Genomic DNA, 12018 nt, shown 5'->3' with positions numbered 1-12018 from the left:
GATTAACGCTGGATCTCTTTATCGCGATCCAGTTGGTACGGCAAGTCGAGCACGTTGAGGCCCGGGCCTTCCAGGCTGCCTACGTGCACATCGCCGCTGTCGGCAGCTTCGGCTTGCAGCACGGCCAGAAGTTCAATTGATTGGTCAGCTTTTGCCGCGATGACGACTTCGCCGATCGCGCTGTTATGGTTGGGCGAGAACAGCGGAGTGCCTGGCTCGGGCAACTGCGCCGCATCAAGGTTCAGGCGATACAGGCGACGCTTGAGTTTGCCCAGGTACTGCATGCGCGCGACGATTTCCTGGCCGGTGTAGCAGCCTTTTTTGAAGCTGACGGCGCCAACGGCTTGCAGGTTGAGCATCTGCGGGATGAACAGCTCGCGGGTCTGCGGCATGACTTGCCCGATGCCGGCGCGGATCTGGCCCAGCAGCCAGGCATTCAAGTCAGCTTGTTGCAGTTGGCTGGCCAATTGTTGGCCTACTGTTTCGGCGTGCTCGGCCGGCACCCAGAGTTCGGCGCGGTTCGCAGAGACACGAATGGCAATCAATGTGTCGGTGCGCACCACGCTGTCGGTGTCGGCCGGCAGCTCAAGGCCGAAGGTGGCCAGGGTTTGATCCGCATTCGACAGGCCAAAGCGTGCCCAGGCAGCGCTTTCGTCGGTGAGTTTGGATTTGGAGAACACCGCGTATTTCTTCAGGTCTGCCAGTTGCGGTTCGAGCAGCTCGGTGGCCATTGCCAGCAATACGCCGTCACCTTGCAGCAGAATGCGAAAACTCGACTGCATGCGGCCTTTTTGCGTACAACGCGCGCCGAGGCTGGCCTGGGTGTTGCTCAGGTAATTGAGGTTGCAGGTCAGTTGCCCTTGCAGGAACTTGGCAGCGTCAGAGCCGCGGACGGCGAGGACGCCTTCGTGTGTCAGGGGGCAGAAAAATGCAGAGTCGGCCATGGGTCTTCGCAGGTCAAAAAGTCATGGGTGCATCATAGAGGGGCGCCCGGCAAATGGATAGTTTCCGTATGGGGCGACCAAAGCCGAGTGTTCCGCTGCCGTCGGGCCTGTATACTTGCGCGCTATTTGAGGAGCAGTCCATGGTCGAAGAAGTAGAAATCAACCGCCTCTACTGGCACAGCCGCCGTGGCATGCTGGAGCTGGATGTGTTGCTGGTGCCGTTCACTAAAGAAGTGTATGCGACGCTGGATAAGGTAGACCGCGACCTCTACGTGCGGCTGCTGGAGTGTGAAGATCAGGACATGTTTGGCTGGTTCATGGAGCGCGCCGAATCTGACGATCCGGAGCTGCAGCGCATGGTTCGGATGATTCTGGATCGTGTCCAGCCCAAGTAATCGCTTCGAATGCCGCTGGCAGGCCTCACGGCTGTTGCTGGCGGCGTACCTGCTTGCCCAGCTGTTCGCGCTGGGTGCCTTGTTGATGATTGATTTGCCCTTCGCAAGCCTTGGCACTCTGTTATGCCTGGCGCATGCCGCCTGGGTATTGCCGCGTCATATCCTGCTGACTCACCGTTCGTCGATTCGTGGCCTGCGCCGCGATGAAGATGGCTGGCAGTTGTTCAGTGCCGCGCGTGGCTGGCACAGCGTGCAGTTGCGCCCGGACAGCCTGGCGCTGCCGCTGATCGTGGTGCTGCGCTACCGGGTGCCGGGCCAGTGGTGGGTGCGTTCAGTTTGCGTACCGATGGATTCGCAGGTCGCCGATGTGCACCGGCGCCTGCGGGTACGCCTGAAGTTCAGTCGCCGTAGGTGGCTGGCACCAGAATAGTGTCGCGGGCTTCGGGCAGCATTTGCGGGTAGTCGAGGGTGTAATGCAGGCCGCGGCTTTCCTTGCGCTCCATGGCTGAGCGGATCATCAATTCGGCAACCTGGGCCAGGTTGCGCAACTCGATCAGGTCGCGGCTGACTTTATAGTTGCTGTAGAACTCGTCGATCTCGTCCAGCAGCAAGCGCACGCGATGCTGAGCCCGCGCCAGGCGCTTATTGGTGCGCACAATCCCCACGTAGTCCCACATGAAGCGGCGCAGCTCGTCCCAGTTGTGGGCGATGATCACGTCTTCATCGGAATCGGTCACTTGGCTGGCGTCCCAGCGCGGCAGGGCGGCGGGCACGGGGATGCGGGGCAGTTGCTCAAGGATGTCGGCAGCCGCTGAGCGGGCATAGACGAAGCATTCAAGCAGCGAGTTGCTGGCCATGCGGTTGGCACCGTGCAGGCCGGTAAAGCTGGTTTCGCCGATCGCATACAGGCCGGGCACGTCAGTGCGACCGTTTTGGTCGACCATCACGCCGCCGCAGGTGTAGTGCGCAGCCGGCACCACCGGAATCGGGCCTTTGGTGATGTCGATGTTGAATGCCAGGCAACGTTCGTAGACGGTGGGAAAGTGGGTCTTGATGAAGGCTTCGGGTTTGTGGCTGATGTCCAGGTACACGCAGTCGATGCCCAGGCGCTTCATTTCGTGGTCGATGGCGCGGGCCACGATATCCCGTGGCGCCAGTTCGGCACGCGGGTCGAAGCGCTGCATGAAGCGCTCGCCGTTGGGCAGTTTCAGATGCGCACCTTCACCGCGCAGGGCTTCGGTGATGAGGAAACTCTTGGCTTGCGGGTGATACAGGCAGGTGGGGTGGAACTGGTTGAATTCCAGGTTGGCCACCCGGCAGCCCGAACGCCAGGCCATGGCGATGCCGTCACCGCAGGCGCCGTCGGGGTTGCTGGTATAGAGGTAGACCTTGGCGGCACCGCCTGAGGCCAGAATGGTGAAGCGTGCGCCGTAGGTGTCGACTTCGCCACTGGTGCGGTTGAGCACATAGGCGCCGAGGCAGCGTTCGCCGTCCAGGCCCAGGCGCTTTTCGGTAATCAGGTCGACGGCGACGCGTTGCTCCAGCAGTTCGATATTGGGGCGTTGGCGGGCTTGTTCGAGCAATGTCCTGAAGATGGCGGCGCCGGTGGCGTCGGCGGCGTGGATGATGCGGCGATGGCTGTGGCCGCCCTCGCGGGTCAGGTGAAATTCGAATCCGCCGTCATCGCTGCCGGCGTGTTCGTCGCGGGTGAACGGCACGCCCTGGTCGATCAGCCATTGGATGGCTTCGCGGCTATGCTCAACGGTGAAGCGCACCGCGTCTTCGTTGCACAGGCCGCCGCCGGCGTTAAGGGTGTCTTCGACGTGGGATTGCACGGTATCGGTGTCGTCCAGTACCGCCGCGACACCGCCCTGGGCCCAGAATGTCGAGCCATTGGCCAGGTCGCCCTTGCTCAGGACCGCAATGCGCAGGTGGCTGGGGAGCGTGAGTGCCAGGCTCAAGCCGGCCGCACCGCTACCGATCACCAGGACATCGTGTTGAAACTGTTGGCTCATTTGAAGGATTCCGCAAAAAGCGATCCAAAGGGCTGGCGCAAACAGGACGCCTGGATCGGCGAATCAAAGGGTCACACGGGCCACTAGTATATAGAGGGGGGGAGCGGCACAATAGCCGGGCATTCGTGGCAATGTGAAATTACGGTGCACAGCTGAGGTCATATGGGCCGGCTATTGAGATGGGAACTTTTTGCATGAGCCCCTACTCAATAGCAGGTTGCCCGAAAGCTGGGAAAACGTTGAGTTTATTGGCCCGTCGGGAGCATTGGACGCGTCAGAAAACCGGCGACAAGATTATTCGCGCAGCCGGCCTAGCCCGCGCTGCGTTTTTCGTGTGTGCCAAATCAGTGCATGCCGGAAACTTGCTTGGAGGGGGAGAACTTTTGCGAAAAGTCCTAGTCTATGTTTGCAAGCCTGATCGTTTAGTTATGCAAGCCTCCTTCGAGTACAACGAGGAGTGTTCATGCTAACCCAGGAAGAGGATCAGCAGCTGGTCGAGCGCGTTCAACGCGGCGACAAGCGAGCATTTGATCTGCTAGTGCTGAAATACCAGCACAAAATTCTCGGGTTGATCGTGCGGTTTGTGCACGACACCCATGAAGCGCAGGACGTTGCACAGGAAGCCTTTATCAAGGCGTACCGTGCACTTGGCAATTTTCGCGGTGATAGTGCGTTTTATACGTGGCTCTACCGCATCGCCATTAACACGGCGAAGAACTATCTGGTGTCTCGCGGCCGCCGCCCACCGGACAGTGATGTAAGTTCAGAAGATGCAGAATTTTACGATGGTGATCACGGCCTCAAAGATCTCGAGTCGCCGGAACGTGCTTTGCTGCGCGACGAGATCGAGGGCACCGTTCATCGCACTATTCAGCAACTGCCAGAAGATTTGCGTACGGCGTTAACTTTACGTGAATTCGATGGTCTCAGTTACGAAGACATTGCGAGCGTCATGCAATGTCCGGTGGGGACTGTAAGGTCACGGATTTTCCGGGCCCGGGAAGCCATCGACAAAGCCTTGCAACCGTTGTTGCAGGAAAACTAAAGACAGCGGCGACAGCCAAGAGAGGAACCGCCATGAGTCGTGATGCCCTGCAGGAATCGCTGTCCGCAGTGATGGATAACGAAGCGGATGAACTGGAACTTCGTCGGGTGCTCAATGCATTTGATGATGCCGAAACCCGTGATACCTGGTCTCGTTACCAAGTCGCTCGGGCGGTGATGCACAAGGATCTACTAATCCCTCGTCTGGATATTGCTGCGGCCGTTTCTGCCGCGTTGGCCGATGAAGCCGTTCCGGCAAAAGCTGCTCGTGGTCCATGGCGTAGCCTGGGTCGCTTGGCAGTAGCAGCCTCGGTGACTGTTGCCGTGTTGGCCGGTGTTCGCCTTTACAACCAGGACGAAATCGCCGGTGCCGAACTGGCCCAGCAGACTCAGCAACCGGTCATGGCCGGTCCGCAAGTCAAAGGCCCAGCGGTACTGGCCGGCTACAAGGAAAGCTCTGATGCCACTGGCCCTATGGCCAACGGCGTACTTCAAGGGCAATCCGGCTGGCAGGACCAGCGTCTTCCAGGCTACCTGCGCCAACACGCTCAGGAATCGGCCTTGAAAGGCACTGAAAGCGCTCTGCCATACGCTCGTGCAGCCAGCCTGGAAAACCGCTAAACCGCTAAGGGGCCCTATGCGCGCCATACCGCTCCTTACGCTTTTGCTCAGTGGTTGTTTTGCACTATCCGCCCATGCCGACGAAGCCCAAGACTGGCTGACTCGACTTGGGCGTGCAGAGCAGCAGCAAAGCTTTGCAGGTACGTTCGTCTACGAGCGTAACGGCAACTTTTCTACCCATGACATCTGGCATCGCGTCCAGGACGGTCACGTCCGTGAGCGGCTGTTGCAGCTCGATGGCTCTGCCCAGGAACTCGTGCGGGTAGATGGTCGTACGCAATGTGTCAGTGGTACCTTGGTTGCCGGCCTTGGCAACTCGCCTGATGCGCCTTCGCGCGCTCTGGATCCGCAAAAACTAACTCAATTCTACGAACTGGCCGTCATTGGCAAATCTCGCGTGGCCGGTCGAAATGCGGTGATTGTGTCGATTACTCCCCGTGATCAATACCGATATGGCTTTGAGTTGCACCTGGATCGTGAAACCGCGCTGCCGCTGAAGTCCCTGTTACTCAATGAGCAGGGCCAGTTGCTGGAGCGCTTTCAGTTCACTCGACTGAACACCTCGGCTGCGCCGTCGGATCGTGACTTACAGCCCAGCAGCGACTGCTCACCTGTGGCTGTTTCCAGCACCAAAGCACCCGAAGTGCCCGCCACCCACGCATGGCATCTGGACTGGTTACCTCCAGGCTTTCAGCTCACCAGCAGCGTCTCGCGAAAAGATACTCAGACCCATGCCACCGTCGACAGTCTGATGTATGACGACGGGCTTGCACGTTTCTCAGTGTTTCTTGAGTCCACCGACGGTGCGAGTGTGAGCGAAACACGCACGCAGCTTGGCCCAACGGTCGCCGTGTCGCGTCGACTGAACACGGTCGATGGCGAAGTCATGGTGACGGTTGTCGGCGAAATTCCCATCGGCACTGCCGAACGCATCGCGCTGTCGGTGCGCGGCGAAAAGACCGCCGCCAAGCCGTGAGTCGTTAATCCTATGTTCATCCTGACCTTTCAATGTGAGCCTTTGGGTGGTTGGGGGCTGAGAGCATGAAATTTCTGGATCAGTATTTTCACTTGCAAAAAATCCCCATGTTTTTTATAGGTCAGAGCTTGTCGGCTCTGACCTTAATTTGTTCGCGGAACAAAAATGCCGGTCGAAGTTTTCGGCGTTTCTTGAACCCTGTCGCTCAACCCTGCTCGTCGTAACGGGAGCTGTATGTCGATACCACGTTTGAAGTCTTACCTAACCCTAGTCGCCACGGTATTGGTGCTGGGTCAGGCAGTGTCCGCGCAAGCGGTCGAGCTGCCTGACTTCACCCAACTGGTGGAGCAGGCCTCGCCTGCCGTGGTGAACATCAGTACCACGCAGAAGCTGCCCGATCGCAAAGTCTCGAACCAGCAGATGCCTGACCTGGAAGGCCTGCCGCCCATGCTGCGCGAGTTCTTCGAGCGCGGTATGCCGCAACAACGCTCCCCGCGTGGCGGCGGTGGCGGTCAGCGCGAGGCGCAGTCCCTGGGCTCGGGCTTCATTATTTCGCCTGACGGTTACATCCTCACTAACAATCATGTGATTGCCGACGCTGACGAAATTCTCGTGCGCCTGGCCGACCGCAGTGAGTTGAAAGCCAAGCTGGTGGGCACCGACCCGCGTTCCGACGTGGCTTTGCTGAAAATCGAAGGCAAAGACCTGCCCGTACTGAAACTGGGTAAATCCCAGGACCTTAAAGCCGGGCAGTGGGTGGTTGCGATCGGTTCGCCGTTCGGCTTCGACCATACCGTGACCCAGGGCATCGTCAGCGCCATCGGCCGCAGCCTGCCAAACGAAAACTACGTACCGTTTATCCAGACCGACGTGCCAATCAACCCGGGTAACTCCGGTGGTCCGCTGTTCAACCTGGCGGGCGAAGTGGTGGGGATCAACTCGCAGATCTACACCCGTTCCGGTGGCTTCATGGGCGTGTCCTTTGCCATCCCGATCGACGTGGCCATGGACGTTTCCAACCAGCTCAAAAGTGGTGGCAAGGTCAGCCGTGGCTGGTTGGGTGTGGTGATCCAGGAAGTGAACAAAGATCTGGCTGAATCGTTCGGCCTCGACAAGCCGGCCGGTGCCCTGGTCGCGCAGATCCAGGACGACGGCCCGGCTGCCAAAGGCGGCCTGCAAGTGGGCGACGTGATCCTGAGCATGAATGGCCAGCCGATCATCATGTCCGCCGACCTGCCGCATCTGGTAGGCGCTCTGAAAGCCGGCAGCAAAGCCAAGCTGGAAGTGATTCGTGACGGCAAGCGCCAGACCGTTGAACTGACCGTCGGCGCGATCCCGGAAGAGGGTGCAACCCTGGATGCGCTGGGCAACGCCAAACCAGGCGCTGAACGCAGCAGCAATCGCTTGGGCATTGCCGTGGTTGAATTGACCGACGAGCAGAAGAAGAGCTTCGACCTCAAGAGCGGTGTTGTGATCAAAGAAGTCCAGGACGGCCCAGCTGCCCTGATCGGCCTGCAGCCGGGCGACGTGATCACCCACCTGAACAACCAGGCGATCAACTCCACCAAGGAATTCACCGACATCGCCAAAGCGTTGCCGAAGAATCGCTCGGTGTCGATGCGCGTGCTGCGTCAGGGCCGTGCAAGCTTCATCACCTTCAAGCTGGCCGAGTAATCCGCTAGCTCAATAAAAAGCCCCGCTTTCGGTTAACGAAAGCGGGGCTTTTTTGTGGGCGATGGCTTTAGCTCATCATCCCTTTCACCAGGCGTTCCTGTTCGATCAGCTCACGCTGGCGCGCGTCGATGCGCGAGGACAGCGGGAAGTTGTTGCCGGCCCGACGCTTGGCAAAGTCCAGTTGCTGAATGGCCTGCTTGAAGTCACCCACCAAAGCAAAGTACTCGGCGCGCGCCTGATGCAGACCAATGATGTTGCCGGACAGGCCGCGAGTCTCTGCCACCTGGTACCACACATCCGGATCATCGGGACGCGACTTGAGCAACCCGTCCAACGCCTTTTCAGCTTCGGCATTACGACTCTGCTTGAGCAGCACATCGATGCGTATCTGATTCAGTGGATAGCTGCCGGGGTACTGGGCCAGCATCCGATCAGTACGTTGCTGGGCATCCGGCAGATGGTTGCTGTCGATATCCAGCTCGATCTGCGCCAGGTTGTAAGTAATGTCGTTGGGCGCCTTGGCCAGCAGTGGCTGCAAGCTTTCCCGTGCCTCTTTGAACTGGGTACCCTTGATCTGCGCGATGGCCAGGCCATAACGCGCTATATCGTTTTTCGGGTTCTCGTCCAATTGCGCCTGGAAGCGCTTGGCGGCCAACCCCGGCGTGTCTTCGTATTGCAACTGCACCCGTGCGCGAATCAACTGGTAGCGCAAGCTGTCTTCCTTGCCGCCCTGCTTGGCTTGCTCGGCACGGTTGCGGGTGTCGGCGATCCGCGATTCGGTCACCGGGTGAGTCAGCAAAAATTCCTGTGGCTTGGCATCGAAACGGTATTGGCGCATCAGGCGTTCGAACATGGTCGGCATGGAGCGTGGGTCGTAACCGGCTTTTTCCAGATTGAGGATGCCGATACGGTCAGCCTCTTGTTCGTTCTGGCGCGAGAACCTGCGCTGCTCCTGGATAGCTGCCGCCTGGCTGCCCGCAATCGCGGCAATGCCGGCATCGCCCGCACCCGCCGCCGCCGCGATAATGCCGCCGAGCAGAGCGGCCATCATCGGGATCTGCATCCGCGACTGCGCTTCCACACCTCGCGCAAAGTGGCGTTGGGACAAGTGAGCCAATTCGTGAGCGAGTACCGAGGCATATTCGCCTTCGGTCTGGGCATTCAGGAACAGGCCGCCGTTTACCCCGACAATCCCGCCGGGTGCGGCAAAGGCGTTGAGTTGCGGGCTGTCGATAAGGATGAATTCCAGGCGCCGGTCATTCACCTGGCTGGTCTCCACCAGCTTGTACACGCTGGTTTCGACGTAATCCTTGAGCTGCGGGTCATTGAGCTGCGAGACCTGGCCACGCAGGTAGGCCAGCCATGCGCGGCCCAGTTGGAATTCCTGTTGCGGCGAGACAATGGCAGAACTGGCGTCGCCGAGTGACGGCAGGTCGTCAGCGAAGGCCGGGGAGGCCAGCAGGCAAGCCAGCGTCAGCAGGGTAGGGCGCAAAAAAGTCATGCACAAAGCCTTTCGACAAAGAGCTTACTGTAGCCGGACACTGAGCTTCGGACCAGATATTCTAAGCACCCCAAACGCATGCCTGGAGCAAACCGATGACCGACGCTGTAGCCTTTGACGCCGAACTCGATGCCAGTGGCCTCAATTGCCCGCTGCCTCTGCTCAAGGCCAAGCTGGAACTCAACCGCTTGGCCAGTGGTGCCGTGCTCAAGGTGATCGCCACGGACGCAGGCTCCCAGCGCGATTTCCGCACCTTTGCCAAGCTGGCCGGGCATACGCTGCTGCACGAAGAAGACGCTGCCGGTGTGTACCGTTACTGGTTGCGCAAGGCCTGAACTGTTCGCCCCACCACCCGAGGTTGATTGATGTTCAAAGTGTTACGAGACTGGATTCAGCGCTATTTTTCCGATGAAGAAGCGGTGGTGCTGGCCGTCCTGCTGTTCCTGGCCTTTACCGCCGTGCTCACCTTGGGCGGCATGCTCGCGCCGGTACTGGCGGGCATGGTGCTGGCGTACCTGATGCAAGGTTTGGTCACTACCCTGGAGCGTCTGCGTTTGCCCGGCGGTGTGGCGGTAGGGCTGGTGTTTGCCCTGTTCATGGGGCTGTTGGTGGTGTTTATCGTCGTGGTGCTGCCATTGCTGTGGCATCAGTTGATCACCTTGTTCAACGAGTTGCCGGGCATGCTCGCCAAATGGCAATCGCTGTTGCTGCTGTTGCCGGAGCGTTATCCGCACCTGGTGTCGGATGAGCAGGTGTTGCAGGCCATTGAAGTGGCGCGCGGCGAAATCGGAAAATTCGGACAATGGGCGCTGACTTTTTCCCTGTCCAGCCTGCCGCTCCTGGTCAACATCATGATCTACCTGGTGCTGGTGCCGATTCTGGTGTTCTTCTTTCTCAAGGACCGCGCAATGATCGGCCGCTGGGTCAGCGGCTATCTGCCGCGTGAACGGGCGCTGATCACCCGGGTGGCCGAAGAAATGAACCGGCAGATTGCCAACTATATTCGCGGCAAAGTCATTGAGATTGTGATTTGTGGCGGCGTCACCTACATCGCTTTTGTCGCGCTCGGGCTGAACTACGCGGCGCTGCTGGCCTTGCTGGTGGGCGTGTCGGTGGTGGTGCCGTATGTGGGCGCGGTGGTGGTGACCGTGCCGGTGATGTTGATCGCGTTGTTCCAATGGGGCTGGAGCGATCAGTTCATCTACCTGATGGCGGTGTACGGGATTATCCAGACCCTGGACGGCAACGTATTGGTGCCGCTGCTGTTCTCGGAGGCGGTCAACCTGCACCCGGTGGCGATTATCTGCGCGGTGCTGTTGTTTGGAGGGCTGTGGGGGTTTTGGGGGGTGTTTTTTGCGATCCCGCTGGCGACGCTGTTCAAGGCCGTGCTGGATGCGTGGCCGCGGCAAGAGCCGGTGGTGGCGCCGCTTTTGTAACAGCAACCTTATTGTGGCGAGGGAGCTTGCTCCCGCTGGGTCGCGTAGCGGCCCCTGAAAGCGGGAGCGCTTCGCACTCCAGCGCGAGCAAGCTCGCTCGCCACAACAAGCTCGCTCGCCACAGCAGGGGTCAAGCTTTATTCAATGCCTGCGCCGCCGCCAGCACCGCATCCACATGGCCCGGCACTTTCACACCACGCCATTCCTGACGCAGCACGCCATCCTTGTCGATCAGGAACGTGCTGCGGTCCACGCCCAGGTATTCCTTGCCATATAGCTTCTTCAGCTTGATCACATCAAACAGCTGGCAAACCGCCTCGTCCTTGTCGCTGATCAGCTCGAAGGGGAACTCCTGCTTGGCCTTGAAGTTTTCGTGGGATTTCACACTGTCTCGCGACAGGCCAAACACTTCGGTGTTGGCGGCCTTGAACGCGGCGTACTGGTCACGAAAACCCTGGCCTTCGGTGGTGCAACCCGGGGTGCTGTCCTTCGGGTAGAAGTAGATCACCACTTGCTTGCCCTTGAGGGCAGCGAGGCTGAACGTCTGGCCGCTGGTGGCCTGGGCTTCGAAATCGGCCACGGGTTTGTCGATGGCTACCGGCATAGGTACTTCCTTACATTGGGTTCTGTGGGCGCCATGGCTCGATCAGCGCGTCGAGGTTCAGGGCATCGGCGAAATCCAGGAACTGGTCACGCAGCCAACTGATCTGCACGCCGGCCGGCAAGGTTACGGTGAACGTGGCGTTGAGCATGGTGCCGCCGGTTTGCGGGGCCTGGTAGGTGTCGCACGTCAGGTTTTCCAGCTCGACGTTGTGGTCGATGAAAAACTGACACAGCTCATTGACGATGTCCGAACGGTAGGCCGAGCTGACATACGCCACGTAAGGCAGGGCCTGCGGGCGGTTTTCCAGCGCGGCGCTGCGCACCACGTTGACGGTGAAGTTGTGCTTCTTGGCCAGGCCCGGCAGGCCGGTTTCGAGGCGCGCCAGGGCGTCCCAGCTGCCGGAGATCTGCAGCACCAACGCGCTGCACTCGCCGTGGCGGGTGAGGCGGGAGGTCACGACGGCGCAGCGGTTCTCATGGCTGGCGCGGCACAGGACGTTGGTCAGCTCCATGGGGTTGGCGCCGAGGGCACTGATAACAAGGAATTGTTCGCGAACTGTGGGGGTGGACATGCAGCCTTCCTAAAGCGATGAGCGGTCGATACCGTGTGGGCCGTATCGATCAAAGGATGAAGGGTAGCGAAAACCATCGCCAAGGGCTAGGAGGTGGCGTTTTCATTACGCGATCGGTCTGATTTCAGCGTGCTTCAAGCCGCGCTTTGGCCCAATGATGGCATTGCCTGTCGTTTAGTTGCCCCAGAACGCATCCTCAGGCGGTACTTCGCTTGTACAAGCATCTTGGCGCCAGTA

At 59.6% G+C, this 12018-nt stretch carries 13 protein-coding genes; 8 read left to right on the top strand and 5 right to left on the bottom strand.

Features of this window, described 5'->3' with window-relative positions; all coding sequences use genetic code 11:
- Positions 1 to 2: 2 nt before the first annotated feature.
- Complete coding sequence (locus tag QF043_RS21265) at positions 3 to 944, bottom strand: folate-binding protein YgfZ (RefSeq protein WP_307420071.1); 942 nt, start codon at positions 942 to 944, stop codon at positions 3 to 5.
- A 140-nt stretch (positions 945 to 1084) separates the two neighbouring features.
- Here QF043_RS21265 and QF043_RS21260 point away from each other — a divergent pair, with 140 nt between their 5' ends.
- Complete coding sequence (locus QF043_RS21260; protein ID WP_305458562.1) at positions 1085 to 1339, top strand: succinate dehydrogenase assembly factor 2; 255 nt, start codon at positions 1085 to 1087, stop codon at positions 1337 to 1339.
- Complete coding sequence (locus QF043_RS21255; protein ID WP_307420070.1) at positions 1323 to 1769, top strand: hypothetical protein; 447 nt, start codon at positions 1323 to 1325, stop codon at positions 1767 to 1769. The genes QF043_RS21260 and QF043_RS21255 overlap by 17 nt, the downstream gene beginning before the upstream one ends.
- Here the strand turns inward: QF043_RS21255 and nadB are convergent.
- Positions 1738 to 3354: an L-aspartate oxidase gene (gene nadB / locus QF043_RS21250; protein ID WP_307420069.1), complete on the bottom strand. Its 1617-nt coding sequence runs from the start codon at positions 3352 to 3354 to the stop codon at positions 1738 to 1740. The genes QF043_RS21255 and nadB overlap by 32 nt on opposite strands.
- A gap of 463 nt (positions 3355 to 3817) precedes the next feature.
- Between nadB and rpoE the strand changes: the two genes are divergently transcribed.
- The 4 genes from rpoE (at position 3818) to QF043_RS21230 (ending at position 7669) form a co-directional block, all read left to right on the top strand.
- The gene (gene rpoE, locus QF043_RS21245; protein WP_003172477.1) at positions 3818 to 4399 is read left to right on the top strand and encodes an RNA polymerase sigma factor RpoE; all 582 of its coding nucleotides are present in this window, start codon (positions 3818 to 3820) and stop codon (positions 4397 to 4399) included.
- A gap of 32 nt (positions 4400 to 4431) precedes the next feature.
- Positions 4432 to 5019, top strand: a complete 588-nt coding sequence (locus QF043_RS21240) for a sigma-E factor negative regulatory protein (protein WP_034096393.1) — start codon at positions 4432 to 4434, stop codon at positions 5017 to 5019.
- A 16-nt stretch (positions 5020 to 5035) separates the two neighbouring features.
- The gene (locus QF043_RS21235) at positions 5036 to 5995 is read left to right on the top strand and encodes a MucB/RseB C-terminal domain-containing protein (protein WP_307420068.1); all 960 of its coding nucleotides are present in this window, start codon (positions 5036 to 5038) and stop codon (positions 5993 to 5995) included.
- 234 nt (positions 5996 to 6229) lie between these two features.
- Positions 6230 to 7669 carry a DegQ family serine endoprotease gene (locus QF043_RS21230; protein ID WP_065929115.1) on the top strand — a complete coding sequence of 480 codons (1440 nt, stop codon included), beginning with the start codon at positions 6230 to 6232 and terminating at the stop codon, positions 7667 to 7669.
- A 67-nt stretch (positions 7670 to 7736) separates the two neighbouring features.
- Here QF043_RS21230 and QF043_RS21225 read toward each other — a convergent pair whose 3' ends face one another.
- Positions 7737 to 9170: a M48 family metalloprotease gene (locus QF043_RS21225; protein WP_307420067.1), complete on the bottom strand. Its 1434-nt coding sequence runs from the start codon at positions 9168 to 9170 to the stop codon at positions 7737 to 7739.
- A 95-nt stretch (positions 9171 to 9265) separates the two neighbouring features.
- On the opposite strand from QF043_RS21225, the gene QF043_RS21220 reads away from it, so the two are divergent.
- Together QF043_RS21220 and QF043_RS21215 are read left to right on the top strand one after the other, a co-directional pair.
- Entirely contained in the window at positions 9266 to 9505 is a 240-nt protein-coding gene (locus tag QF043_RS21220) for a sulfurtransferase TusA family protein (RefSeq protein WP_010212198.1), read from the top strand.
- A gap of 30 nt (positions 9506 to 9535) precedes the next feature.
- Positions 9536 to 10606 (top strand): AI-2E family transporter, encoded by a 1071-nt coding sequence (locus QF043_RS21215; RefSeq protein ID WP_017137334.1) that lies wholly within the window; start codon positions 9536 to 9538, stop codon positions 10604 to 10606.
- Between the two features lie 130 nt (positions 10607 to 10736).
- On the opposite strand, the gene QF043_RS21210 is transcribed toward QF043_RS21215, so the two are convergent.
- Together QF043_RS21210 and QF043_RS21205 are read right to left on the bottom strand one after the other, a co-directional pair.
- Entirely contained in the window at positions 10737 to 11210 is a 474-nt protein-coding gene (locus tag QF043_RS21210) for a peroxiredoxin (protein ID WP_017137335.1), read from the bottom strand.
- A 10-nt stretch (positions 11211 to 11220) separates the two neighbouring features.
- Positions 11221 to 11781, bottom strand: a complete 561-nt coding sequence (locus QF043_RS21205) for a glycine cleavage system protein R (RefSeq protein WP_017137336.1) — start codon at positions 11779 to 11781, stop codon at positions 11221 to 11223.
- Positions 11782 to 12018: the final 237 nt, after the last annotated feature.

It is taken from the genome of Pseudomonas sp. W3I7, from assembly GCF_030816095.1.
GTDB classification, from domain to species: Bacteria; Pseudomonadota; Gammaproteobacteria; order Pseudomonadales; family Pseudomonadaceae; genus Aquipseudomonas; species Aquipseudomonas salomonii.
Note: the sequence above shows the minus strand (reverse complement) of the source record. Positions and strands in the feature narration are given on the sequence as shown.